The 25725-nt window shown below is 44.9% G+C and carries 27 protein-coding genes; 15 read left to right on the top strand and 12 right to left on the bottom strand.

All coding sequences use genetic code 11. The features are described from left to right. The first annotated feature begins 486 nt into the window (after window positions 1-486). Genes cyoA through cyoE form a run of 5 tightly spaced genes read left to right on the top strand, consistent with a single transcriptional unit; the run spans window position 487 to window position 5242 of the window. Window positions 487-1383: a ubiquinol oxidase subunit II gene (cyoA, locus tag L1D55_RS12575; protein WP_239917635.1), complete on the top strand. Its 897-nt coding sequence runs from the start codon at window positions 487-489 to the stop codon at window positions 1381-1383. Window positions 1384-1388: 5 nt separating this feature from the next. Beyond that, entirely contained in the window at window positions 1389-3446 is a 2058-nt protein-coding gene (gene cyoB, locus L1D55_RS12570; protein ID WP_239917634.1) for a cytochrome o ubiquinol oxidase subunit I, read from the top strand. Beyond that, window positions 3436-4053, top strand: a complete 618-nt coding sequence (cyoC, locus tag L1D55_RS12565; RefSeq protein WP_239917633.1) for a cytochrome o ubiquinol oxidase subunit III — start codon at window positions 3436-3438, stop codon at window positions 4051-4053. The genes cyoB and cyoC overlap by 11 nt, the downstream gene beginning before the upstream one ends. Further along, window positions 4053-4364, top strand: a complete 312-nt coding sequence (gene cyoD / locus L1D55_RS12560) for a cytochrome o ubiquinol oxidase subunit IV (protein ID WP_004740018.1) — start codon at window positions 4053-4055, stop codon at window positions 4362-4364. The genes cyoC and cyoD overlap by 1 nt, the downstream gene beginning before the upstream one ends. An 8-nt stretch (window positions 4365-4372) precedes the next feature. Continuing rightward, window positions 4373-5242, top strand: coding sequence for a heme o synthase (gene cyoE / locus L1D55_RS12555; protein ID WP_239917632.1), 870 nt, complete (start codon window positions 4373-4375; stop codon window positions 5240-5242). 62 nt (window positions 5243-5304) lie between these two features. Here cyoE and L1D55_RS12550 read toward each other — a convergent pair whose 3' ends face one another. The 3 genes from L1D55_RS12550 to L1D55_RS12540 form a co-directional block, all read right to left on the bottom strand. Then, window positions 5305-6294, bottom strand: coding sequence for a biotin/lipoyl-binding protein (locus L1D55_RS12550; protein ID WP_171369107.1), 990 nt, complete (start codon window positions 6292-6294; stop codon window positions 5305-5307). Beyond that, window positions 6294-6863 (bottom strand): magnesium transporter, encoded by a 570-nt coding sequence (locus tag L1D55_RS12545; protein ID WP_128161376.1) that lies wholly within the window; start codon window positions 6861-6863, stop codon window positions 6294-6296. Before L1D55_RS12545 ends, L1D55_RS12550 begins: the two co-directional genes overlap by 1 nt. A 554-nt stretch (window positions 6864-7417) precedes the next feature. After that, window positions 7418-8338: a hypothetical protein gene (locus L1D55_RS12540; RefSeq protein ID WP_239917631.1), complete on the bottom strand. Its 921-nt coding sequence runs from the start codon at window positions 8336-8338 to the stop codon at window positions 7418-7420. A gap of 353 nt (window positions 8339-8691) precedes the next feature. Here L1D55_RS12540 and L1D55_RS12535 point away from each other — a divergent pair, with 353 nt between their 5' ends. The 4 genes from L1D55_RS12535 to L1D55_RS12520 all read left to right on the top strand — a co-directional run bounded on the left by L1D55_RS12535 (window position 8692) and on the right by L1D55_RS12520 (window position 12272). Next, window positions 8692-9627, top strand: a complete 936-nt coding sequence (locus L1D55_RS12535) for a LysR family transcriptional regulator (protein WP_239917630.1) — start codon at window positions 8692-8694, stop codon at window positions 9625-9627. A gap of 181 nt (window positions 9628-9808) precedes the next feature. Then, window positions 9809-10186, top strand: a complete 378-nt coding sequence (gene gloA / locus L1D55_RS12530) for a lactoylglutathione lyase (RefSeq protein WP_061031810.1) — start codon at window positions 9809-9811, stop codon at window positions 10184-10186. A gap of 14 nt (window positions 10187-10200) precedes the next feature. Continuing rightward, the gene (locus L1D55_RS12525) at window positions 10201-11298 is read left to right on the top strand and encodes an alkene reductase (RefSeq protein WP_239917629.1); all 1098 of its coding nucleotides are present in this window, start codon (window positions 10201-10203) and stop codon (window positions 11296-11298) included. A 110-nt stretch (window positions 11299-11408) separates the two neighbouring features. After that, on the top strand, window positions 11409-12272 hold the full coding sequence (locus tag L1D55_RS12520) for a DMT family transporter (RefSeq protein ID WP_239917628.1): 864 nt from the start codon (window positions 11409-11411) through the stop codon (window positions 12270-12272). A 71-nt stretch (window positions 12273-12343) separates the two neighbouring features. Here L1D55_RS12520 and L1D55_RS12515 read toward each other — a convergent pair whose 3' ends face one another. Together L1D55_RS12515 and L1D55_RS12510 are read right to left on the bottom strand one after the other, a co-directional pair. Next, window positions 12344-12772, bottom strand: a complete 429-nt coding sequence (locus tag L1D55_RS12515; protein WP_239917627.1) for a MarR family transcriptional regulator — start codon at window positions 12770-12772, stop codon at window positions 12344-12346. Between the two features lie 17 nt (window positions 12773-12789). Further along, on the bottom strand, window positions 12790-13431 hold the full coding sequence (locus L1D55_RS12510; protein WP_239917626.1) for a cytochrome b/b6 domain-containing protein: 642 nt from the start codon (window positions 13429-13431) through the stop codon (window positions 12790-12792). A 149-nt stretch (window positions 13432-13580) separates the two neighbouring features. Here L1D55_RS12510 and L1D55_RS12505 point away from each other — a divergent pair, with 149 nt between their 5' ends. Next, window positions 13581-14003 carry a cytochrome c gene (locus L1D55_RS12505; RefSeq protein ID WP_239917625.1) on the top strand — a complete coding sequence of 141 codons (423 nt, stop codon included), beginning with the start codon at window positions 13581-13583 and terminating at the stop codon, window positions 14001-14003. A gap of 107 nt (window positions 14004-14110) precedes the next feature. On the opposite strand, the gene L1D55_RS12500 is transcribed toward L1D55_RS12505, so the two are convergent. The 5 genes from L1D55_RS12500 to L1D55_RS12480 all read right to left on the bottom strand — a co-directional run bounded on the left by L1D55_RS12500 (window position 14111) and on the right by L1D55_RS12480 (window position 17940). Continuing rightward, window positions 14111-15253: a BamA/TamA family outer membrane protein gene (locus L1D55_RS12500; protein ID WP_239917624.1), complete on the bottom strand. Its 1143-nt coding sequence runs from the start codon at window positions 15251-15253 to the stop codon at window positions 14111-14113. 204 nt (window positions 15254-15457) lie between these two features. Next, window positions 15458-15952, bottom strand: coding sequence for a peptidylprolyl isomerase (locus L1D55_RS12495; RefSeq protein ID WP_239917623.1), 495 nt, complete (start codon window positions 15950-15952; stop codon window positions 15458-15460). Between the two features lie 209 nt (window positions 15953-16161). Next, window positions 16162-16761: a thiol:disulfide interchange protein DsbA/DsbL gene (locus tag L1D55_RS12490; protein WP_239917622.1), complete on the bottom strand. Its 600-nt coding sequence runs from the start codon at window positions 16759-16761 to the stop codon at window positions 16162-16164. Between the two features lie 86 nt (window positions 16762-16847). Continuing rightward, entirely contained in the window at window positions 16848-17180 is a 333-nt protein-coding gene (locus L1D55_RS12485; RefSeq protein WP_239917621.1) for a hypothetical protein, read from the bottom strand. Window positions 17181-17328: 148 nt separating this feature from the next. Beyond that, complete coding sequence (locus tag L1D55_RS12480) at window positions 17329-17940, bottom strand: TetR/AcrR family transcriptional regulator (RefSeq protein WP_239917620.1); 612 nt, start codon at window positions 17938-17940, stop codon at window positions 17329-17331. Between the two features lie 167 nt (window positions 17941-18107). Here L1D55_RS12480 and L1D55_RS12475 point away from each other — a divergent pair, with 167 nt between their 5' ends. Continuing rightward, window positions 18108-19094 (top strand): glycosyl transferase family protein, encoded by a 987-nt coding sequence (locus L1D55_RS12475; protein ID WP_275665300.1) that lies wholly within the window; start codon window positions 18108-18110, stop codon window positions 19092-19094. A 90-nt stretch (window positions 19095-19184) separates the two neighbouring features. Here L1D55_RS12475 and L1D55_RS12470 read toward each other — a convergent pair whose 3' ends face one another. Both L1D55_RS12470 and L1D55_RS12465 read right to left on the bottom strand, forming a co-directional pair. Continuing rightward, window positions 19185-19457, bottom strand: coding sequence for a hypothetical protein (locus tag L1D55_RS12470; RefSeq protein WP_171369118.1), 273 nt, complete (start codon window positions 19455-19457; stop codon window positions 19185-19187). A gap of 128 nt (window positions 19458-19585) precedes the next feature. Next, a complete protein-coding gene (locus tag L1D55_RS12465) occupies window positions 19586-19822 on the bottom strand; it encodes a hypothetical protein (protein ID WP_171369119.1) in 237 nt (78 codons plus the stop codon). Between the two features lie 303 nt (window positions 19823-20125). Between L1D55_RS12465 and L1D55_RS12460 the strand changes: the two genes are divergently transcribed. From L1D55_RS12460 to udp, 4 genes are all read left to right on the top strand, one after another. Continuing rightward, window positions 20126-20542 carry a CBS domain-containing protein gene (locus L1D55_RS12460; RefSeq protein ID WP_004741940.1) on the top strand — a complete coding sequence of 139 codons (417 nt, stop codon included), beginning with the start codon at window positions 20126-20128 and terminating at the stop codon, window positions 20540-20542. A gap of 144 nt (window positions 20543-20686) precedes the next feature. Continuing rightward, window positions 20687-22150, top strand: a complete 1464-nt coding sequence (locus L1D55_RS12455; protein WP_239917618.1) for an MATE family efflux transporter — start codon at window positions 20687-20689, stop codon at window positions 22148-22150. Between the two features lie 165 nt (window positions 22151-22315). Beyond that, window positions 22316-24661 (top strand): zinc/cadmium/mercury/lead-transporting ATPase, encoded by a 2346-nt coding sequence (locus tag L1D55_RS12450; protein WP_239917617.1) that lies wholly within the window; start codon window positions 22316-22318, stop codon window positions 24659-24661. A 281-nt stretch (window positions 24662-24942) separates the two neighbouring features. Further along, complete coding sequence (udp, locus tag L1D55_RS12445; protein WP_008221668.1) at window positions 24943-25701, top strand: uridine phosphorylase; 759 nt, start codon at window positions 24943-24945, stop codon at window positions 25699-25701. Window positions 25702-25725 lie beyond the last annotated feature (24 nt).

Here is a 25725-nt window from a genome sequence, read left to right as displayed (position 1 = left end):
AACTTGTATGTGAATTCATAAACTTGAACTTGATCACGCTTTGTTTAATTCACGATTTCTAATGTAGTTCATCGCTGTGGTGGTTGTTGGCTACCTGTTTCTCCATCAATTGTTTCTTTGCGATTCCTTTCCACAATTAGCTTTGTTGGTGTGGCACATCTATCTCGTGCACCTTTCTCTCGAGTCATTTCAGTCATTCTACTTTCATAACTGGAAGGTTAGTTTTCAAGTTTGCTGGGTGAGCTTTCAATTCCAACTCCCCATAATGCGCCAAATGTAACAATGTATTTCAAAGTGTAACAATTAAGTCATAATTTTTGTGTGGTTTTAACCGTGCGGTAATGTTTTCACCAAACAAAATTAGACTCAATTCGGCTTCCCTTTGAGATGCAGCGTTTCACATGCTCAACACATAAATATTCTAATGACCATGATAACCAGTACTCGGACGTTCGATTTGAGACTGGATAACCATCGAGAAAGTTAATGGAAGCTTCAAGATATAAACGCATTTTATCGAGAGCAAACCTGTCGAGGATTGGTTTGGTGGCAACTGCCCTAATGCTCGAAGGATGCAACTCCGCATTGCTCGACCCTAAAGGTAGCGTTGGCGTTCAGGAAAAAGAGCTGATTATTACTGCTTTACTCCTGATGCTGATTGTCGTTATCCCTGTGATCCTAATGACGGTCTACTTTGCTTATAGATACCGCGAAACCAATACCACGGAAGAGTATGCACCTGACTGGGCGCACTCGACCAAGATTGAAATCGTTGTATGGACGATTCCAATCATCATTATTGCGATTCTTGCGACCATCACTTGGCGTTCAACACACGAACTAGAGCCGTCTAAGCCTCTAGAAAGTGATGTACAGCCAATGGTGATTGAAGTGGTATCGCTGGACTGGAAATGGCTGTTCATCTACCCGGAACAACACATTGCAACGGTTAACTACGTGGCATTCCCGAAAGATGTTCCTGTTACGTTTAGGCTGACTTCAGACAACATCATGAACGCGTTCTTTATCCCGCGTCTTGGTTCGCAGATCTACGCGATGCCGGGAATGGTGACCAAGTTGAACTTGATTGCAAACCACGAAGGTGACTTCAAAGGTTTTGCATCGAACTACAGTGGCGAAGGTTTCTCTCAGATGAAATTCACAGCATCAGCACTGCCTGATCAAGTGGCATTTTTAAACTGGGTGGAGTCGGTGAAGGCAAGCCCTGATCGCATTGAAGATTGGGAGCAGTTCCGTTCACTGGCAGCGCCAAGTGTCGCTGAACCTGTGACGCTGTTTTCTAGTGTCCCACCATTTTTGTTCACTGATGTTGTGACCCAGCACCCTGGTTCAATGAACTGTTTGCCGGAAAACCAAGGATAATCGTAATGTTTGGAAGATTAACTCTAGAGTCCATTCCCTACCACGAACCTATTATCGTCGTGACACTTGCGGTGATTGCGCTGGTTGGTTTGGCTGTTGTTGCTGCGGTAACGAAAGCTGGGAAATGGCAATACTTATGGAATGAATGGTTTACTTCAGTAGACCACAAAAAACTGGGCTTCATGTACATTGCTGTTGCAATGATCATGTTGATTCGTGGTTTTGCCGATGCGGTAATGATGCGTAGTCAGCAGTTGCTATCAGCGGCAGGCGAGAGCGGTTACTTACCACCGCATCACTATGATCAGATCTTCACCGCTCATGGTGTGATCATGATTTTCTTTGTGGCGATGCCGCTGGTTATTGGTTTGATGAACATTATCGTGCCGCTGCAAATCGGTGCTCGTGATGTTGCGTTCCCTTATCTAAATAACCTGAGTTTCTGGCTATTTGTCGTGGGCGTGATCCTAACCAATATGTCACTAGGCCTTGGTGAATTTGGCCGTACGGGTTGGCTGGCTTATCCGCCACTATCAGGTATTGAGGCAAGCCCTGGAGTCGGGGTGGACTATTGGATATGGGCGCTGCAAATATCTGGTGTCGGTACAACGCTAACGGGTGTGAACTTCTTCGCGACCATTCTGCGCATGCGTACTCCGTCTATGCCAATGATGAAGATGCCAGTTTTCACATGGGCGTCTCTGTGTGCCAACATTCTGATCATCATCTCTTTCCCGATCCTAACGGTCACTATCGCGCTACTGACGCTGGATAGATACATCGGCACGCACTTCTTCACTAATGATCTTGGTGGCAACGTGATGATGTATGTGAACCTGATTTGGGCATGGGGACACCCAGAGGTATACATCCTTATTTTGCCTATCTTTGGTGTGTTCTCTGAAGTGACAGCAACGTTTGCACGTAAAAAGCTATTTGGTTACACCTCACTGGTTTGGGCAACGGTTGCAATCACTATCCTTGCGTTTGTCGTTTGGCTGCACCACTTCTTCACTATGGGCTCTGGCGCGAATGTGAATGCCTTCTTTGGTATCGCAACCATGATTATCTCTATCCCGACCGGGGTTAAGATCTTCAACTGGCTGTTCACCATGTACAAAGGCCGCATCCGTTTCACAACACCTATGCTGTGGACTGTTGGTTTCCTTATCACTTTCACCGTTGGTGGTATGACGGGCGTACTAATGGCAGTACCGGGTGCAGACTTCATTCTGCATAACTCAGTATTCCTAATTGCTCACTTCCATAACGTGATCATCGGTGGCGTAGTATTCGGTTGTTTTGCGGCAATTGGCTACTGGTTCCCGAAAGCGACAGGTTTCACTCTGAACGAAGTTTGGGGTAAACGTGCGTTCTACTGCTGGATCATCGGTTTCTTGATGGCGTTCTTACCGCTTTACGCTCTTGGTTTTATGGGTATGACGCGTCGTTTGAGCCAAGATATTAACCCTGAATTCTTCCCTCTACTGGCGGTTGCGGCTGCAGGTACTGGTGTGATTGCGATGGGTGTTGTGTGTCAGTTTGTACAGTTCTTCGTGAGTGTTCGTGACCGCGACCAAAACCGCGACCTGACTGGTGACCCGTGGGGCGGACGTACTTTTGAATGGGCAACGTCTTCACCACCGCCGTTCTACAACTTTGCAAAATTGCCTAAGGGCGATGAGCTAGACGCGTTCTGGTATCAAAAGCAAAGCGGCGAGTTTGATCCAACTCAGGAAGAAGAATACGAACGTATCCATATGCCGAAGAACACACCGACAGGTATTTATGTATCTACATGGTCGTTGGTATTTGGCTTCGCAATGATCTGGTACATCTGGTGGCTAGCGGCGGCAAGTTTGGTTGGCATTGTCGTGACGTGTATTCAACACAGCTACAACGATGATGTTGACTACTACGTGGAAGTGGAAGAGATCAAAGCGATTGAAGCGGCTCGACGTGCACAGTTAGCAGAAGCGAAAAAACAGTCGGTGGGTGAGAACAGCGCTGACGGTGATAACAACACAAATAAAGATGATTTGGAGACGACGTATGCAAGCTAATACTCCGTCGCACACTTACGATCTTGCACATTCGCATGATCATCACCATGACTCAGCGGGCAACAAGCTGTTTGGCTTCTGGGTTTACTTGATGAGTGACTGTGTGCTGTTTGCCACGCTTTTCGCGACTTATGCCGTGTTAGAAAGTGGCTCTATTGCAGGACCAACGGGCAAAGACATCTTCGAACTTCCGTTCGTGTTTGTCGAAACCATGATACTGCTGTTCAGTAGTATCACTTTCGGTTTTGGCATGATCGCAATGAAACGCCAAGATGTTGCTGGTCTGAAAAAGTGGCTAAAAGTAACGTTTCTACTGGGTTTAGCTTTTATCTGTATGGAAGTGTATGAATTCCATCACTTGATTGCTGAAGGTTATGGCCCTCAAGAGAGTGCGTTCCTATCTGCGTTCTTTACCTTGGTAGGTACACACGGCTTGCACGTAACGTTTGGTCTTATTTGGATGGCAGTGGCGTATCACCAGCTTTCAACCAAAGGCTTGAACGACAATATGTCGATGCGCTTTCAGTGCTTGAGCTTGTTCTGGCACTTCCTAGATATCGTTTGGATTTGTGTATTTACCATCGTGTACTTAATGGGGGTGATGTAATGGAACAGCATCTAGACAGTGGCGCAAAAGATTACGTGATTGGCTTTGTTGCATCACTGATTCTGACCATTATTCCGTTCTATGTTGTGTGGGCGCATGCGCTTCCAAGTACTGAGACTTACGTCGTTCTGTTTGGCTGTGCGCTAGTGCAGATCTTCGTACACTTTAAGTACTTCCTACATATGGAAGTGAAAACAACCGATGGTCAGTGGAACTTAGTATCACTGATGTTTACAGCCATTGTTGTATTGATCCTGATCGCTGGCTCGGTGTGGATCATCTACAACATGAACGTCAACATGAAGTTGTAGGCTAGGGTATGCTGAAAAGTTATTTGTCTATTACCAAACCGGGCATCATTTTCGGCAACCTGATTTCTGTTGCGGCGGGGTTTTTCCTTGCCGCAAAGACAGAACCAGCCAGTGCGATGTTGTTACTGACAACATTGGCGGGTGTGGGGCTTGTGATTGCATCAGGTTGTGTGGTGAATAACATTTTTGATCGCGATATTGATCAAAAAATGAAACGCACTCAGAACCGAGAGTTGGTTCAGGGCAACATCAATACTGACGTCGCATTCATCTATGCGTTAGTCATGTTGCTGGCTGGTACGGCTTTATTGTTCCAATACGTTAATCCAATGTCTGCGGTGGTGGTGTTGCTTGGCTACGTGTTTTACGTCTTTTTCTACACCATGTGGTACAAGCGTAATTCGGTGTATGGCACGCTCGTAGGCAGTATCTCTGGTGCGGTACCACCATTAGTTGGTTACCTTGGCGTGACAAACTACTTGAGTATCGAAGCGGTGCTGCTGTTTATCATGTTCTGCTTATGGCAGATGCCGCACTCGTATGCGATTGCGATGTTCCGCATTCAAGATTACCGAGATGCGGGTATTCCTGTATTACCGGTAAAAGAGGGTGTCGATAAGGCCCACAAACACATGAAAGCGTACGTGGTTGCTTTTGGCGCGGTTGCTCTTGGGCTATTCTTGCTCGGAGAAGCGGGTTACGAATACCTAGCGGTGTCGGCGGCAGTATGCTTTATGTGGACCAAGGTGACATTCCGTAAGGTGGATTGCGCCAACTATATCCAATGGTCAAAGACGGTCTTTAAAGTCTCTTTACTGGTGGTGATGAGCATCAGCTGTGTCCTTGGACTCGAACTGATCCCGCTGCCATTTTTATAGCGCTGCACTAATAAAATACCCCGCATCAGCGGGGTATTTTTTATTCTTAATAGGTTGTTTGTTTACCAAGCACCTAGGTAAGACTTGTAAGATTGTAGGCGAACGGTTGCTGCGCCAATCACGTCAATGAAGCCCCAGAAAGGATGGGGCTTCTCCGCTGAAATCCAAGCTGCGCCAGCGGCACCGATAGGAATGTTGTAGCCTTCTGGTTCAAAGATTTCTAGCACTACCGTACGACCTAAACCATTGCCGTTTTGAGCGACGTGCTGACCAACACTTTGTGGGCCTTGCAGTGGTGAAATGCTTGATTCACCAGTACCTGCCGTAAAGCTATGTACTTTGGCACGGAACACGTGACCCGGATACGCATCGACAAAGAACTCTGCAAAATCGCCCACTTGCACGTAACCGTAAGTCTGGTCTGAGATGCGCATCTCTAAGAACTTTTTACTGGTGTTGTACAGGTGCATGTTGCCCATGACTGAGCCTTCAGCGATGTTTACAATCGATACTTGCCCATCAAATTCTGCTCGCACAGTTTTCTTCTCTTGAGCCCAATTCACTTTTTGTAAATCGGCTTTCAGTGAAGCCAGTTCTGCGTGCATCACGCGAAGATCTGAGTGGTACTTTTCAACATCACGAGCATTGAAGATCTCCGGTGACGTTTCTGCACGCTCTAAATCACGCGTCATCTGTTTGATCTGCTCTTCTTTTTGAACAATAGAAGATTCGATCTTCGCTTTGTCTGCTGCTGAGTCGATATCGACAAGCGTGTAAATCACATCGCCTTTTTTTACCAATTGGTTGTGGTCAACGAACACTTCATCAATTTGCTGGCCGAAGATCGGTGACATCACAGCATGCGGCGCTTTTACCGTCGATGAGTTGGTCATATCTACCGGAGCCCACAGGCGAGAAACAATTGCCAATAGGCCTAGAATTACCACGCCACCAATCGCAGCCCAAGTGTAGTTCTTAATTGTCTTCTTTAGTGCGCCAGTCGCAAACAGGGACCATACAATCAGAATGTATGGGATCATCATCTCTTTCATTATGCGGCCTCTTTTCCAGTTGCTGTCTGCTCAGACTTAGTTTCTTTTGCTTGTTCACTATCAGTCTTGTGGTCTTCAGCGATCGTTTGGTCACTATCGGACTTTTGAAGCTTCGGCTGAATACCACGGCGGATCACATCACTGATCGACTGACCGATGTGTTTCCAGTTCGCGAGAGCAATGACTAGAGCGATAACCCAGAAGGTTTTGTTGATGAATAAACCACAAAGGGAGAGTGCAAATACAATCTGAACGTGAGCACTTTTGTGTTCTTTTGCCTTGTGCACACCGAGCTCATGGATTTGCCACATACCGTAGATAGCAGCGAACACAACCGCAAGAGTTACCGAGAACAAGTAACCGGAGAAGTACTCGCTTTGGAAGAAGTTCATCATCATTTCGTTCGGGTGGTTATTGAACTGAGAAAGGTCGATGTCTTTGGAGTGGATTTTACCCATAGGAGCAAGTGCCCAAGCACCAGCAAACATCAGGGCCATAAATAGGCAGAATTTGACGAGAACCATCACGACGGCCCAAACTTTCTGCAGAACAATTTTAAGAATTTTCATATCTCAACCTAATTAATAAGGAGAGAGAAAGTGCAGTCTTGGTACAAGACTTTTAGATGACATCTGCAAGAGGTGTTGAATACCAGTTAACGGTACCGCCGACTGGAGTCAAAAGTATTAGATGACAATTAAAAATCGCTTTGCCCAAAGAGACAACGCATTCTCGCGAACACAGTGTTAAAAACACCGAGCGAAATCATTCTTAGACTCGAGTCAACCATTGCGAAGTTCGGTTGTTACAGTAGCTTTTTGGGCCGTCGTCCATGATGTGCACAACACAGTCATCTACACATTTTTAGGTTTTCTATATCGCTTAAGAATTGATTTGTTGACGAAATAATAGGAAGTGTGAAGGGCGCTATCTACCCAGTATAACGATATTGAACTATCGTAATTACGATAGGTTGATAGGTCATTAAAACGGCAAATGGATTTATTTGAACGGGCTCAAAGTCGAGTTACAAATTATGTGGGCTAAACTAGCCTGGATCAAAGAATTGGTTAAAAAGCTCGCTAGAAGGCAGGTCAGAAAATTTTGAATTAACTAACCCGCCTCAGGGGGGGTATTTGAAAGGGTTGAGCGTGACTGGAGCAACGAAGAACTTTAAGTTCCAATCTGGCGAATACGGAATGTATTCAGATGGGTTAGCTGTTCCTACGTTAGCATCGGGTTTCATTACAAAATATTGAAGTTCCACACCCCAGCGAACTGGCATCGGTCCGACTTTAAACATATCAATGTAACCTAGGCCTACAGGTACAGTGAAACGGTCTGAACCATCTTTTTCCCAATCAATTTGAATGTTAGGTGTCATACCGATTAATGCCGTATTACTGACTCGGTAGTTTAAGAAGTACTGGATATCGGCTTGGTTTGTTGATTCAGTGACGCTATCACTGCCACCTACATCCCACCATTGCTGCGCGAGGATACCTACGTTCCAGCTGTCGATATTCATTGGTTGGCCGGTTTCTTTACCCAATCTTGCGACCAAAGCAGCAGGGCCGACTTGCCATTTATCTTGGGTCAAACCATCCGTACCAGTTGGAGCAATAACGGTAGGGCCAACACCCCAAATGAAGCCATCGTCACGGTTTGGTGCTGCTAGGGAGAGGAAAACGGTGTCGCCCATGCCGTTGGTGCGACCTTCGAAGAAGTCACCCTCATCACGATCACCAGGTGCACTGTAATGGTTCGCCACCAAACGGTTCACCAAGTTCCACTCGCCATCCATGATAGGTACAGGCATCACGGGTTGGAAGCTCAAACGGTTCTGCATCTCATGATGACCATCTTCTTTTTCCAAGAAGGTGTAATCATTTTGAGTGATAAGCATCCACACATCCGATACCGGGTTTGCCGATTTTTTTGCTGCTTCCTGAACGGATAACTGCTCGGTCTCTGCCAAGCCCGCGCCTGAATAAGCCACCGCTGCGCCACTGAGAAGTAGTGAAAGTATTTTATTATTGTTCATTTTTATACCGAAGGTCGTTTTGATTTGGTGCCATTGTAGTGTTCAGCACAGGAAGATAAACAAACCGCACGCAAACACAGTGTCATGTTAACTGAGACAATTTGAAGGCTTTTACTCTGAATTGGCCCCTAAATGTCGCGGAGTCACTGTTCATGATTAAGCTGGTTTAGAGTGGGAATATCGATCTGAATGAAGACGTTGAGATAAAAATGAACTTCAATAATGGTGATTCAAGGTAGGCTTACCGCATGTTGCTCCATTCTCAGTTTGGACTAACGAGCGATAATTGACCGTTCCATTCTATCGGTTTTACGATAAGATAATTCAATCTATCGCCTATTGAGTAAAGAATCATGAGTAATGACATTCCGAACTTTAACTTGTTAGCTGTATTTTCTGCGGTGATGGAGCAGGGTAGTTTGAGCAAAGCAGCTGATCACTTGAATACCAACCAATCGACAATAAGTACCTCCTTGGCGCGGTTGAAGAAGGAAGTTAATCAAGAGTTGTTTGTGCGCAAGGGACGGGGAGTGGTCCCAACGGCTTATTCGCAAAGCCTTTACGAGAAGATCAAAGCACCGATACAAGAACTCAACGGCGTTTTCCAAGGCATGGCATCGTTTGACGAAATGACGGCGGAGCGCAAGTTCGCGGTGTCGATTCCAGAGCACTTACAATGGTTACTGTTGAATCGGTTCTTAGAATTACCAAACCAAGGGCTCTCGTTAGAGGTGTATGATCAAGCGGACTCTGATGATCAAGTACATGAAGATCTGTTGACGCAAAAGTTTGATGCGATGATCGATATCGTATTGCCAGAACACCCGAGCACGGTGAGTGAGAAGCTATACGAGAGTGAGGTAGTGATCATCTGCCGCAATGGTCACCCTAGAATCAAAGGTGAACTTACTCTTGAGCAATACTTGAGTGAGAAGCATGCCGTGCTTGATCGAACGCGCCGACAAGTGAGAAGCCTCAATCACTACACATCACTGGATTTGTCTCAGAGAAAGATCATGATCCATGGCAGTTCTCTGTTCAGCAATTTATTGCTGTGCAGTCAATCCGATTGCATTACAGTAGCTCCCCTTTCTATGGCGATTCAGTTCAAAGAGCGCCTCGATTTACAAATTTTCAAGCCTCCATTTGATTGTCAGCCTATTCCTCATCATTTGATTTGGCTAAAAAAACAGAATAATGATCCCGCGCATAAGTGGCTCCGAGAGCAAGTTATTAATACGGTAGAAGAGATGTCAAAGGTGTTAAACAGCTGGAAGGCTTCATACTAGCGTTACCTGCTACTTTTACATTTTCTTCAGCTTAACCCTTCATAACAAAAAATTATCACATTGAGAATTTATGATAATTTCCTTTATTTGTAGCCAACTCGTATATTGACCCTATCAGATAAGTGGATGGTCTCCACTTCAATTATATCGGCCTGCGTCACTGGGCTAAAAAGGGTGAAATATGAAATTCCTACACACAATGATCCGAGTTGCTGATTTAGAAAAGTCTATTGAGTTTTACACCAAAGTTTTGGGTATGAAAGAACTCGAGCGCCACGTAAATAACGATTACCGCTACACCTTGGTTTTTGTTGGTTACGAGCAAGGTGGAACGACTATTGAGTTAACGCATAACTGGGATACTAATGAGTATGAAATGGGCAACGCATTTGGCCATTTAGCATTAGGTGTGGAAGATATTTACGCAGCATGTGACCAGATTAAGTCGCTAGGTGGCAACGTAACTCGCGAAGCGGGCCCAGTAAAAGGTGGTTCTACGCACATCGCATTTATTACTGACCCAGATGGCTACCAAATCGAACTGATTCAACTAGGTTAATCGAGGAAATGACAATGACAAATGCACTATTTCAACCAATTAAACTTGGTAATATCGAGCTTAAAAACCGTATTGTTATGCCTCCGATGACACGTTCTCGTGCAACGCAACCTGGTAACTCAGCTAACGATATGATGGCGACTTACTACGCTCAACGCGCTACTGCAGGTCTGATTATTGCTGAAGGTACACAAATCTCACCAATGGGTCAGGGCTACGCTTGGACACCTGGTATCTATTCTGACGAGCAGATCGCTGGCTGGAAAAAGGTAACGGACGCAGTACATGAAAAAGACGGTGTAATCTTCGCTCAGCTTTGGCACGTAGGCCGCGTGACGCATCCAGATAACATCGGCGGTGAGCAACCTATTTCATCGTCTGCACTAAAAGCAGAAAATGTAAAAGTATTCATCGATAATGGTACTGATGAACCGGGCTTTGTAGACGTTGTTGAACCTCGTGAGATGACCAAAGAAGACATCAAAGAAGTGGTTGAACAGTATCGTCAAGCTGCACTTAATGCGATCGAAGCTGGCTTTGATGGTATTGAACTTCACGCGGCAAATGGTTACCTGATTAACCAGTTCATCGACTCAGAAGCAAACAACCGTACTGACGAATACGGTGGCTCTATCGAGAACCGCCTACGCTTCTTAGGTGAAGTGGTTGAAGCTATGGTTGAAGCGATTGGTGCTGACCGTGTTGGTGTTCGTCTTGCGCCGTTTACCTCATTGAATGGAACGGTTGATGCAACGCCAGTTGAAACGTACACAGCGGCAGCAGCGTTACTTAACCTATACAAGATTGTTTACCTACACATTGCAGAAGTGGATTGGGACGATGCACCTGAAACGCCAAAAGCGTTTAAAGCTGCAGTTCGTGAAGCTTATGATGGTGTACTGATTTACGCAGGTAAATACGACAGCGAGCGTGGTGAAAAAGCGGTGGCTGAAGGTGTAACGGACATGGTTGGTTTTGGTCGTCCATTCGTTGCTAACCCTGATTTACCAGCTCGTATTCAAAATGGTTACCCGCTAGCAGCGCACGATCCGAATACACTGTTTGGTGGTGCTGAAAAAGGTTTAACAGACTACCCAGCATACGCAGGCTAAAAACAGCTGCTTGAAGCAGAGTATTGAGATAGTATCTTGATCCTGTTGAATGTTTATAAAAAGCAACCTGGCAGAGTCTGGTTGCTTTTTTCGTTATTGGACCGAATAAAATGATGAACGTGAAAGCGATGCGTGGGGAGTTGTATCTCCTATTTGCCACCCTGTTAGCTGGGGTCGGATGGATTGCATCTAAGCTGGTGGTATTAGAAATGCCAGGGCCAGTGTTCATTGGTGTACGGTTTGTTGTGGCAAGCCTGATTCTACTTCCGTTTTGTATTCACTATATTCGCAAGCTCTCTTTTAAGCAGATTCTATCTCTTTGCGGAGTGGGTTTATTGTTGTCGGCTTCATTACAGGTGTGGGTATTTGCGGTTTCGGTGACAGAGACTTTATCTGAAGGGGCATTTATCATGAGCCTCGCGATGATCATTGCGCCATTTGTCTCTTGGGTGCTGTTTCGAGTCAAACCTAACCGCGCCTTTTGGATGTCATTTCCGATTTCGATAATTGGTATGTTATTGCTCACCTTGACCAACGGTTGGCATGTCGAACAAAGTCAGCTCTACTTCTTATTGGCTTCTATGCTGCTGTCCATTCACTTTGTAATGAATAAGCGCGTGATTACTAATATTAAGCCTATCGCCTCAATCTGCGTGCAGCTATTTATTGTGGGTGTGAGCGGCTTAGCGTTCGCTTCAATGACGGCTCAACCTGAGTTCGAGATCACTAAAACCTTGGTTTTCTGGTTTATTGTTTCAGCGGTTGTGGCGACTTCTATTCGTTACTTATTGCAAACGGTAGGGCAGCACTCAGTGAATATGGAAGTGGCGGCGCTGATTATGATTCTAGAGCCGGTTTGGACACTATTACTCAGCGTGAGTATGTTGGGTGAAACCGTTGAGATGCAAAAGCTATTGGGTGGAGCGGTGATCATTGCGTCCCTGTTTTGTTACATTAAGTGGTCACGAAAATAAGAAAACCCTCGCCTGTGGTGAGGGTCTATTGAACTAGGGCACTGAGTGGTCGTTGCTGAGTTAGCTCCAAGCTAAATAGCCGCGACCATTTTCTTAAGCAAGCCGATCATTTGTTGCTGCTCATCTGTATCAAGCGCTTCCATCAGCTCTTTGTTTAACTTTATTGGGATAGGAATCAACACTTCTTCAAGTGCTTTTCCTTTTTCTGTTAGGTAGATTCTAAAAGAGCGTCGACTGTTTGGGTCCGCTCTCCGTTCGACCAACTCAAGTTTTTCTAACTTATCTAAGGTTCGTGTTGTTGTTGAGTTTTCTACTTTAGATTTTTCGGCAATATCACGCTGCGTAACGCCTTCTTCTTCCCACAAACACATCAAAGTTGGCCATAAAGCGATGGTTAGGCCGTGTTTCTTTAGCTCAAGGTCGAAATCCTTGCTCGCTTTATTCGCGATCACATTGATCATCCATCCGAAACTATTTTGTCTATCAAACTCTTCTGGCATTCGTTAGTACCTAATTTTTATGACATAACAACTATTGTCATCGTAACTAATACCGATGCAATTAGCACCAACAATGCTTTGCTATTTGATGAAAAAGCTAATTGAGTGCCACTTTCGAAACTTTCCACTGATGGTGCGTGGTTTTGTTTGCCTGTGATCATGGCTAACACCAGTGGTTTTGAACGTAGCTTGTAAGTCATGATTGCCAAGAGGTGCAGAACGACGCAGACCACTAACATACGTGCTGCAATGCCGTGCACCACACCTGAAACTTCAAATACGCGATCGGTAAGAAGGACTTCCGAGCCCGGGAGCGCATCAAAGAAACCTGCAATAACAAGCCCTGTAATACATTGGATGAACAAGGTGGTGATCATACCGATGACCATCCAAGCCCCTAATGGGTTATGCCCTGGCTTTGGCTGGATTTTACCTCGTAAGTACTGGAATGCAGCGTGAGGAGAGCTAACAAATTGTGAGAAGCGGCTCGTGTCACTGCCAATGAATCCCCAAACCAATCGCCACAAAATTAGGCTAAACAGTGCGAGACCAAGATAAACATGTGGACCATTGCCACTAAAACCAGATGCCGCTAGGCCAATGAATAGTAGTGCTTGTAACCAGTGATACAGTCGTGTTGGTAGATCCCAAATTTTCATAGTTCATTTCCCAGTTGTCGTTTACGAAGTGATATTAATTTACACAACAATAGTTGCGTGCGCAACTGTTGTTGTGTAAATTAAATGCATCTCATCGATTCGAATTGAAAGATCAGTAAATCAATCAACCAATAAACAGGAGTGACACTATGAAAAAACTGACTATCGCTTTACTTATCGCAGTGCCAATGAGCACTATTGCCGCAACTGAAGCGGTCGACAATCGCCAACAAGCTTTTAGCTCAATAGAAAAACTCAACAAGCAAGTATCTTCAGAATTAGGGAATCGAAATACAGATTGGCAAAAGGTTGAGAGATTAAGTGATAACTTGGTAGAGCACGGACTCATTCTCACCAACAGTTTTGCTGTGAGTGATAAAGGCGGTAAAGCGAAAGAGGCGGTATGGAGTAAGCCTGAGAAATTCAATCAACTGATGTTACAGATGAATCAAGGTTTTATTGAGTTACAGCAAGCCAGTCTTGAACAGGACAAAAGTAAAGCTGAGCGTGGGTTAGACTCGGCCAATAATACATGCCGAGCTTGTCATCGCACTTATCGCTCTCGTTGGTAGGTTTTACTTGAGGCTCTACAAACAGAAAGCCTGTACGAATCGAGTTGTTACAGGCTTGGGGGAATCATCGGTTAGATATAATGGCTTTAAAAATGCTACAGCTTGGGCTAGATATTTTCACCTAAGCTAAAGTAGGCCAGCACTTCATCTTCGTTGTTGTAGGTGAAATCCATTCGCACATTGATGCGTTCTTGGCGCATTAAACGATAACGTAGCCCGAGACCAACCATCGTCAGAAGGTCACCATCGTCAAAGCTATGATAAGGGTCAGTTGGATTCAGCCTTTCACCAAACACCTTGCCCACACCCGTTAAACCGACCACCGCGACGTTGTTCAAGAAGTTGATGGACGAGCCTGAAATCGAATAGCGATATTCCATTTCAAGATTGGTCATATGCGAAGCGATGTGATCACCCGCGACGAAACCACGTTGAACATTTCGCCCTTGTCGACCATAGGTGCTGTATGCACTACTTGGGGCATTTTCAGCATCCAGTAGATAACGAGTCACCCAGCGGCTTGCGATGATGTGATTGTCATTGTGCGTTAAGCTGTAAAACAGTCGGTAATCTGAAAAGAGCGAAGAGTAGGTCGCATCTTTGTCATTACCAAGCCATTCTCCATGGTCTTCATAGGTCAGCTCGAATAAAAAGCCATGATAAGGGTAGTAGTAGTGCTCTCGTTCATCCCACAAGAAAGAGAACTTTGCTCCTGTGTCGGCTTCGTATTCATCACTAAACCCAGTGAGTTTGAGTAAAAGTTTGTCTCGCTGTGTATCGGCAAGATAACGAGCGGTGGAGTAGTCTAAACCCATCCCGAGATAGATGTTGTCGTAGACTTTGAAATAGAAATCACCATCGAACGTGTACTCTTGGTGGTTAGTATCAACCAGATCGACCAAGGTAATGTTGGTACTAGAGAAGCCCATTTCACCGCTAAACCGAATTGAATCGCCTTTCAATAAGAGCTCAGCATTCCCTTTGATGTAATAGCTATCATTTTGCGTGTAAGTCAGCGTTGCAGATAACGTTGATGCGTTCTTTGACTCGCCGTCAGCATAGAAGTTATAGATAGGAACGACAGAAATGCCTGTATCTACACTTGGATCGTAAAAGGGAATGGCAATGACACGAAATTGGTCATCCAGTTCAGGTTCTTGTGATTCTCGCGTATCAACTTCGAAAGCTGAACTTGAGAAACTGGCAACAGAAGATAAGAGCGCTGTTGTCCACAAAGAGAGTCGAGTCATGGTTAGAGTTACGTCCAATGTAAGTTGATCGCAATGCTGGAGAAGCTTGCAGATCAGGAGCATAACACGTCATTGAGACTGATGAATAGCGAGGATAGGGTTGATTATATAAATATACCGTACACCAATAAGTACAGTTGATAATATTGATAGTTATAAATGGTGAGACTGAGTCTCACCATTTGTTGCAATTTTCGGTGCGATTTATTCGTTGATCGTGACTTTTGTAATCACAATATCTTCACAAGGCACATCTTCGTGACCCCAGCGAATTGTCGTTGGTTCAGCTGCAATCTTATTTACTACATCCATACCTGCCGATACTTTACCGAATACCGCGTAACCCCAGCCTGCGTTCGTAGTCGAGGTGTGATCAAGGAAGTCGTTGTCATCAAGGTTGATAAAGAATTGTGCTGTTGCAGAATGTGGTGCATCAGTACGTGCCATTGCTATAGAGCCAATGACGTTCTTTAACCCGCGGTTTGCTTCATTCACGATAGGCGCACGTGTTGGTTTTTCTGTCATGTCGATAGTGTGACCACCACCTTGAATCATGAAACCTTCAATAACACGGTGAAATGTCGTGCCTTCATAGAAACCGTCTTGGCAGTATTTAAGGAAGTTTTTCGACGTTACTGGTGCTTTTTCAAGGTTCAGTTCAATTTCAATGTCGCCAAAGTTGGTAGTCAGAGTGATCATAAAGGTCCCAATATTTGAGTGCTAAGGGTTTTGAGTACGAGTATTTTCAGTACAACAACATAGTCGATGACTTAATAAGGTGCAGTATATGAAAATTTACTGCGGATGCCAGTGAACAATAGCGCTAGTCTAAATTTACATGCGCTCTGAGCGCCGATAGAGATAAAAAAGCCAGTGATGAGTTCACTGGCTTGGAGATGAAATACGACTTAGAGCGTTAGCAGGTAGTTAACTAGCTGGTTGTACTCTTCGTAGCTTTTGATTTGGTCCGGCTTTACGATGTACTTGTTATTGACCAGCACACCAGGAACGCCGGTTAAGGTGCTTGCATCAAATTGTTGATCAAAGCGTTTCTGCATCGAGTTAACCGCAAAGCTGTTGTATGCCGCGTCAAACTTCTTCGCATCGACACCATTATCAATGAATACTTGGCGCAGTTCAGCTTCGTCGCGTGGTGTCTTTTGCTTCTCATGGATCTGAGCAAACATAGCAGGAACCATGCTCTCTTCAGCATCCAACGCAATCATAGTTGCGTAAGCTTTTGCCATCGGCACGGCCATATTGTTACCCATAAAAGCGACGTGAACTTTTTGGAAGCTTGCTGTTTCCGGTAGATCTTCTTTTAGGTACTTAATTACCCCTTCGAATTTGTAACAGTGTGGGCAGTAGAAAGAGAAAAACTCTGTCACAACTGGCTTTTCTGCTTTTGCTACATCAAGGATCTTGTAGTGAGTACCTTCTTCAAACTGAGCGGCGTTGACTGAAGCGCTCATAATTAGAGCAGCAAAAAGGCTAAATAGTTTTTTCATGTGTTTATTTCCTAAATTTGAATGTCATTAAGCACAGCAAAACTGCTGTTTTTGGGTGGCATGGATTGCCAATTTGGGACAAACGATTAAGAAATAGGGGGGCGATAAGGTGCTTGAGGCGCAATAATCGCTTTGTGTGAAGGCTCTTTTTCAATAAGAGCCAAAGAGGCAATTTGAGTATCGAAGGACTCAGACACAATCAATGGTGGCATTTTTAACAAGCAGACTGAGCCACAACAATGATGCTCAATGTTAGCTTGGGTAATTGGCTGTGAAGGCGAGATACTGTTTGACGGCGTTGATAGATGTTGAGATGCCACGATATTGTTACTCGCAATGCTATCCACACTGATGGTGGCCATTAACATCGCAAGCAGCATAAAAACGTGTACCCAAATTTTGCTTATCAACTTTGGCATGAAATAGTGGTCTTTGTATCTGAACAACGGCTGAAATAAATCAGATTCTGCAACTGGCAAACTGCTCAGCCACAAAACGAGCAAATCATACCTCACTCGTTTATCTATCTCTAATTAAAACCCAGCAAAACTTAGCAGGGCTCAACTTTTATTTGGCCTGGTAGTGTTTGAGAAACATCTCAACCGTTGAGTTCACGATGATATGTTTGTGCTGTGCGTCTGGAGAAGGGGCATGACCAATGATCTGCGGCCAAAAAGCGAACGACTTAATGAGTGCAATGAATTGAGTTGAAGCAAACAGAGGGTCGAGCTCGACTAAGCGACCATCGGCCTGCGCTGCTTTTATCCAAGTCATCAGCCCACTCTCTGCTTGAGAGTATTTCTCCATTGCTTGGCTCGCGAGTTCTGCATTATGGAAGTACTCAGAGAAAAGCACGCGTGATAAATCGATAAAACCTTCAGACTCTAAAAGCTCTAGTTCTTGATTCGCGATTGATGCGAGCTGTTGTTCAAGAGGCAGTTCAGCTTGATAAGGGAAGTGCGTGGCGGCGAGCGTTTTACTCCAAATACTGTCTAGTATCTCCTCGAGAAGCAGCTCTTTACTGGCAAAGTGGTTATAGACGGTGCGTTTAGACACTTCTGCTCGGTTCGATATTTTATCCATACTGGTGGCCTTATAACCGTGCTCAGTAAATTCTGCGATAGCAGCGGCAACGATCGATTCACGTTTTCTTTGGCTCAGTGTTTTCTTTACAGTCATTTGGATACTACTCAATATGTCGCGGTTAGCATTGCATACGTTAATTTTACACCACGAAGTTTACTTTTAGAACTCCCACGATGGTTTTGGTAATTAGAGTGTTAGCACCTGAATCGCTTTGCAATGCACTGTGGGTATCATAGAATCGAAAGCGTATTCGAATTTTATTGATATCAACGGAAGAGAATAAACAATCAATGAGTAGTATTTTAGAGTGTATTCGTACAGTTGGACGAGGGGAAAGAGGGCGTAAGCCTTTGTCGTTCGAACAAGCCTACCGCATCATGGATGAGTATTTAAGCGGACAGGTCGGTGACGACCAGATGGCTATGCTACTGATGTTAATTCGTGTGCAGAACGAGACCAATGAAGAGATTGCTGGCTTTGTTAAAGCGTTTCAATCTCGCGTACCCGATTTAGGGGCTGATATTGATTGGCCGTGTTATGCCGGTAAGCGCAATGAAAGTGCAAGTGGTAAGCCATGGAACTTGCTGGCGGCTAAGATCTTGGCGGATAACGGCTACAAGGTATTAATGCACGGTTACATGGACAAGCCGAGCGGTAGAACGCACGTAGAAAGCCATTTGCAAGATGTCGGTGTGCAACGTGCTGATAACCCTGAACATGCTAAGTCGATCCTTGAGCAAGATGGCATTGTCTATTTACCGTTGGCTAATTTTGCTCCTGAAGCGCAAACCATGATTGGTTGGAAGCATCGTTATGGGTTGAGAACGCCGATCAATACGGTAGTTCGAGCATTGAACCCTGGTGGTGGCCGTTTAGGTTTACGTGGCAGCTTTCACCCTGGCTTCCCACAGCTTCATGCTGAAGTTGAACATGTGATTGGCAACAAATCCCATTCGGTTATCTCTTTCAAAGGAATGAACGGTGAGTCGGAATACAACCCGAAAGTGAGTCAAACGGTATGGATGAGCTCTCCTGATAAAGTTGAGTCTTTCTATTGGGAAGAGATGATGAACTCAGATCTACCATTGCCGAGTGAATGTATACTCGGGACACCCGCTGAAGAGATGACTTTGATGGCGAACACAGTGGTCGATAGTATGACCGCTATTTTGTTTGCGGAGACGCATGACAAAACTGAGGCCTACCAAAAAGCGGTACGTCTATGGCATGAGTACTGTGCACGTTAGTTGAAATACGACAGAGCTTGTAAGAGAAGGTCAGCGATTGCTGGCCTTTTTTGTATCGGGTGTTTCGGTTAAATGGTCAGGAATGAACCACTATTTTACTCGCATCAGCCTATGCATTTTGTCTTCGAATTGAATCTCGATAACCTGTGATATCTTCATTTTATCGACACGATCGAGCATTTTTGATTGGTAATCACGCTTTCTCATCCACTCTAGCGGTTCTTTAAAGGCATCCTCATTAATGACAAATGATTGGTCAGTAATCGAATCTTCAAAGATATGAACCACCCAAATACGGGACTGAAAATCCAGCAATGTGCTGAAGTAAGTTTTGATCTTAGAGATGGCGGTGGATAAAGACATACGAGACCGAATAAAGAGGAGAACTTGGTGTTTATCAAGTATACCGTTTGTTGCTCAAGCTTGTCAGTCTGAATTCGGCAACCACTCGAACATGGCTGCCGTATAGCGAAGGGGGAGTATGTGAATGGTTATTTGAAGAACATGCCGAAATCGATCTCTTGCTCTTTTTGATATTTGACGAGCTTGACCCTTAGATTGTGTTGAGCGGCTAAATCAATGGCTAGATTCGACATGTTTTTTATTTCATCGAGACAATTTGAAACCAGAGGCTTTTCTTGGTTACCGATAGTGGCAATGAGTGTGTTGTCAGTGCCGTTCTGGCCCTTATAAACATACGCATACATAGTATTTTCGTTGTGTTGCATAAACTTTCTCAAGTGGTGTTTTTATTATTGATGCGGTGAAGATTACAGGGTTTATGTATACAGGCTAGTGCGGCTAAGTAAGGTCGAGAAAGAGAAAGTAAGACTTTGTAAGGGCTCTTTTTTTTACTTTTTTTGGATGTTTGAAAATGCGCTCAACCCTTTATCTACCTCGCTTTTTTGTCTTGTTAGGTTTTGCCTATCAATAAAATTGTTGAAATCCATTTAGTAAAATCAAGATTTTAGACAACAATTAAATGAAAGAAGCAGATAAAAACATGACGCAAAGTATTTAGGGAGAACGCTATGCATTCAATTAAAGTGAAAGATTACATGACGCAGCAGGTTGTGACATTCACTCCTGATATGCCGTTAAGTCTAGCGTTAGACAAAGTGATGAGCAGTCATCACATGGGTGGACCAGTTATTGATGACAATGAACAAGTGATTGGTTTCCTTTCTGAACAAGATTTATTAGAGAAGCTAGTTAAAGTTAGTTACTTCTGCCAAGACACACACGTTGTTGGTGATTGTATGTACCAAGAGGTGCTATCAGTCGCACCAGACTTATCCATTATCGAATTGGCAGACATGATGCAGGTAGGTAAACCAAAAGCTTATCCTGTCATCGACAATCAGAAATTGGTTGGCATTATCACTCGAACCGATGTGTTAAGAGCAATCGGCAAGAACTTAGATGAATGTTTCCAACATCCTGTATAGTAGCGTGTTAAGAACGATTATTTTTCTCAACACCCTTAAATAAAAAAGGCGCACTAGCGCCTTTTTCTTCGTGGAGCTTTTCTATTTAGACCTGTTTGTCGGTCGATAGATTTGGTCTGTGGTGTTTCTGCTTTTGGAGGTTTCATGTCAAACCAAACTGCAAAGTTTGTAGAAGGTTCAACGATGCGCCACATCTTGGTGATGTCGGGAGCAGGCTCAGTCGGCCTGATGGCACTGTTTGTGGTCGACCTGCTCGATATGTTGTTTATCAGTATGCTAGGTCAGGTTGAATTGGCTGCTGCGGTTGGTTTTGCTGGCACACTCACTTTCTTTTCTACTTCTGTGTCGATTGGTACTTCCATTGCGATGGGCGCCTTGGTATCAAAAGCTATTGGCTCAAAAAATAGAGACCAAGCTAGAAACCTCAGCACCAGTATTATGCTGACCGCATTTGTCATTAGCTCGACGGTTACTGCTGTGATGTACGCTTATATCCCTGAGCTATTGGCAGCCATTGGCGCGAAAGGCTTGGCCGCAGAGCGTGCACAAGCTTATTTACAGATTTTATTACCGAGTGGTCCATTTTTGGCGCTTGCGATGGCTGCAGGTGCTGGCCTAAGAGCCGCGGGTGATGCTAAGCGTTCAATGTGGGCGACATTGTCGGGAGGGATCGTAAATGCGATCTTAGACCCTCTGTTTATTTTTGGCTTTGGTTGGAACATTGAGGGTGCGGCTATCGCTTCTGTGGTGGCACGTTTTTCGGTTCTCTTCTTCTCACTTTATCCTTTGATTCGCAGTCATGAGTTGGTGGCTCCGCCATCATTCGTGCAGTGGCGCATCAATATCCGCCCAATCTTGGCAATCGCGATTCCTGCAATCATTACTAACACCGCTACACCTATCGGCAATGCCATTGTCACGACAGGTATTGCACAATATGGTGAAGACTTCGTTGCGGGCTTTGCGGTGATAGGTCGCTTAACACCGGTGTGCTTTGCTGTGATTTTTGCCTTGTCTGGCGCGGTAGGGCCAATCATTGGTCAGAACTTTGGTGCCGAGAGAATGGACAGAGTCAAAGAGACGCTCAATAACTCTTTGTTTGTGACCACGGTGTACACCATTGTGGTTTGTGTCCTGTTGTACTTCCTACAAGATCTCGTGATTCATGGCTTTAGTCTGCAAGGGGATGCAGCGATCATTGTTGCTGCTTTTTGTACCTATGTAGCCATTACTTTCATCTTTAATGGTGCACTGTTTGTCGCGAACACCTCGTTTAATAATCTAGGTAGGCCGCTGTATTCCACCGCTCTGAATTTAGGTAAAGCGACACTTGGTACCTTGCCTTTTGTATATTTAGGTTCGCAATGGTATGGCGCGTTAGGCGTTCTTTACGGACAAGCGCTGGGTAATATTCTGTTTGGATTGTTGGGTGTCTTAGTGCTTCGTTACCACATCTCTGAATTGATGCAGGGCTCTAATGTTGAGCCTGTTGAAGATGACGTGTCTATCGTAAGTTTGAATACACAGCCTTTCTGTTCTCATGATGCCGTGTTGATTGATGATGTTTCAGCGAACAGAGAAGAGTGTGCAGAACTTAAGCCTCAATAATAGCGACCTACTTGGTTGAGACTGTTAAATAAATTGTATTAAACGAAAACTTCTTCTTGACCTTGGAGCTACCTCCAAGGTTTATACTTTCGATGAACTTGGGGTTGGTTGCTTTAATGACTGAGTAACCACTCCGAGGGTATTGAAGTATTAAGGAGATACATTATGTGCGCAAAACACGCAGCGTGCCGCTCAGTAAAAGTGGACGTTCAACCACAAGCAGCCGCAACAAGCTGCTCTAGCCCTAAAATTTCAAGCATTACTGCAGCTGGTACATCATCAGCATGTTGCAGCTCTTCTCCAGCTACAGTCGCGTCATCGGGTGATGGCTGTTGTAGTTCAGACAGTGGAGAAGAAGACAGTCAGTCCTCAACGATAACGAACGATGCCCAATTTTCTAAAAGTTGGTTAGTTTCCGGAATGGACTGTCCAGCTTGTGCCAGAAAAATAGAAAAAGCGATCAGTAATATCGACGGTGTAATTCAAGCGAAGGTGCTCTTTGCTACCGAAAAACTGGTTGTGAAATATAACAATGAAAGTCTTGCAGACACTATCGAACAAGTCTCTATAACCACTGGCTTCCCGTTAACGGAAGTGGGTTCTAAGAAAGAAAAACAACAACCAGAGACGTTTTGGCAAGCGCATATCCAACCTAATTTACAGATCATAGCGATAGCTGCTGCGATGCTGTTCGCGGCGTTACTGAAAAGTTCAGCGCCTCAATTAAGTGAAGGCTTATTCATCGCGACATGTCTACTTGGATTGTATCCGGTCGCTAAGAAAGCCGTTCAACTAGCCCGCTCGGGAACTCCTTTCGCGATAGAAACCTTAATGAGTGTGGCTGCACTGGGTGCAATATACCTAGGCGAGACTGCAGAAGCGGCAATGGTATTGCTTCTGTTCTTGATTGGCGAACGCTTAGAGGCTTTTGCTTCTTCTAGAGCGAGAAGTGGCGTTCAAGCGCTGATGGCTTTAGTACCTGAGAATGCGACCAAGATTATCAATGGTGAACGTGTTGAAGTAGCGGTAAGCGAGTTGGTACCTGGTGATGTGATTGAAGTGGCTGCGGGTTCTCGTTTGCCAGCAGACGGCCAGTTGATTACCGATGCTGCGAGTTTTGACGAAAGTGCGTTGACTGGCGAGTCTGTGCCTGTGGAGCATATCCAAGGTAATAGCATCATGGCCGGTGCCGTAGTGGTCGATAAAGTAGTACGCATTACGATTACCTCTAAACAGGGGGAGAACGCCATTGACCGTATTCTTCACCTGATTGAAGAAGCGGAATCACGTAAAGCGCCACTAGAACGTTTCCTTGATAAGTTCAGTCGTTGGTACACACCATTGATGATGGTAGTGGCTTTGCTCGTCATCATCACGCCACCATTATTGTTTGCTCAACCTTGGGAAACATGGGTGTACCGTGGTCTAGCACTACTGCTAATCGCATGTCCTTGTGCACTTGTTATTTCAACACCTGCAGCGATCACGTCTGGTTTGGCTGCGGCTGCAAAACGTGGCGCGCTAATCAAAGGCGGTGCAGCACTTGAGCAGCTTGGTAAGATCGAAACCATTGCTTTCGATAAAACAGGTACACTGACCGAAGGTAAGCCTCAGGTGACTGATATTGAGCCACTGTCAGGTTGGCAGAAAGATGCGATGCTTCGTGTGGTTGGTGCTATTGAAGTTGGCTCTACTCACCCATTGGCAAAATCGCTGGTGGCAAAAGTTGAAGAATTAGGCATCGATATTCCTGAGTCACACAACAAGAAAGCGCTGATTGGTAGTGGCGTGGAAGGTGACGTCGATGGTGTGAAATATCGAGTGCTTGCGCCATCTAAGCTTGATTTCGCTTTGGATGCACAGGTATCTAAGCAAATCGAATCGCTAGAAGATGAGGGTAAAACCGTTGTTGTTGCATTAGAGGTTAAAGACTCTGATCAGGCAGACAACGCGATTGGCTTGATTGCATGGCAAGACACATTACGTAGTGATGCGAAGTTAGCGATTGAGCGCCTTAATGGTCTTGGTATTCAATCGATTATGCTGACAGGGGACAACCCGCGCAGTGCTGCTGCGATCAGTGGCAAGGTTGGTATGCAGTACAAAGCGAGCCTGCTTCCAAGTGATAAGGTGTCTTACGTACAAGAGTTGTCTCAACAGTCGCATGTAGCGATGGTTGGAGATGGCATTAACGATGCGCCAGCGATGAAAACCGCGCATGTCGGTATCGCAATGGGTGGGGGAACAGACGTTGCTCTGGAAACTGCTGATTCAGCACTGACTCATAACCGTCTAACGGAATTACCAGCAATGATTGAGCTGTCGCAAGCTACTATCAATAATATCCGTCAAAACGTCGCTCTGGCTCTTGGCTTGAAAGGTGTGTTCTTAGTGACGAGCTTATTTGGTATCACGGGCTTGTGGGTAGCGGTTTTAGCGGACAGTGGTGCAACAGCACTGGTGACATTGAACGCATTGCGCCTGCTACGATTCAACTCTAAAGCAGACTAAATTCAACACTCTTATACAAAATTGCACTCTATATAAACGCCTTTAGCGGTAATACGTTAAAGGCGTTTTTTGTCTCATTAGTATGCAACGAAGGTTCTGAGATTGCTTATTTTTGTGATACCAATCGGTTTTTTGTGAAACTTGAAATCTTGTTGCTACCAATGGTGTGAGCTGTGTCACTTCATTTTATAATGAGCTTGGTTAGAGTGTGTTCGTACCCCACGAATTTACTATGAGCTTAAATAAGGGTAAAAAGCCCAATAAGCCAAAAGGAGCGAACTATGTCTCAAGCTGTTTTCCATTTAGGTGTTACTGAAGCAGATCTTAACGGTGCTACTCTTGCGATCATTCCAGGTGATCCTGCTCGTGTACAAAAAATTGCAGAAGAGATGGAGAACCCAGTATTTCTTGCTAGCCATCGTGAATACACACTTTACCGCGCAGAACTAGACGGTAAGCCAGTGGTTGTATGTTCAACAGGTATTGGTGGTCCATCTACCTCTATCGCTGTAGAAGAGCTAGCTCAACTGGGTGTTCGCACTTTCCTACGTGTTGGTACTACTGGTGCTATCCAACCTCACGTAAACGTGGGTGACATGATTGTTTCTACTGGTTCTGTTCGTCTAGACGGTGCTAGCCTACACTTTGCTCCAATGGAGTTCCCAGCGGTTGCTGACTTCGAAGTAGCGACAGCAATGAAAGCAGCAGTTGAAGAGGCTGGCGCAACAGTTCACATGGGTGTTACGGCTTCAAGTGATACTTTCTACCCAGGTCAAGAGCGTTACGACACGTTCTCTGGTCGTGTAGTTAAGCGTTTCCAAGGTTCTATGCAAGAGTGGCAAGACATGGGCGTTCTAAACTTCGAAATGGAATCTGCAACGCTGCTAACTATGTGTGCAAGTTCTGGTCTGAAAGCGGGTTGTGTTGCTGGTGTAATCATCAACCGTACTCAAAAAGAGACGCCTGATCACGACACACTAAAAGTAACAGAAGCACGCTCAATCAAAGTGGTTGTAGAAGCTGCTCGTAAAATGCTTTAAGTTGCAAAAGTGCTTTAAGTCTTA

The organism is Vibrio sp. Isolate22 (genome assembly GCF_022398115.1).
Lineage (GTDB): Bacteria > Pseudomonadota > Gammaproteobacteria > Enterobacterales > Vibrionaceae > Vibrio.
The sequence above is the reverse complement of the archived record's forward strand: the minus strand, read 5'-3'. Positions and strand labels throughout refer to the sequence as shown.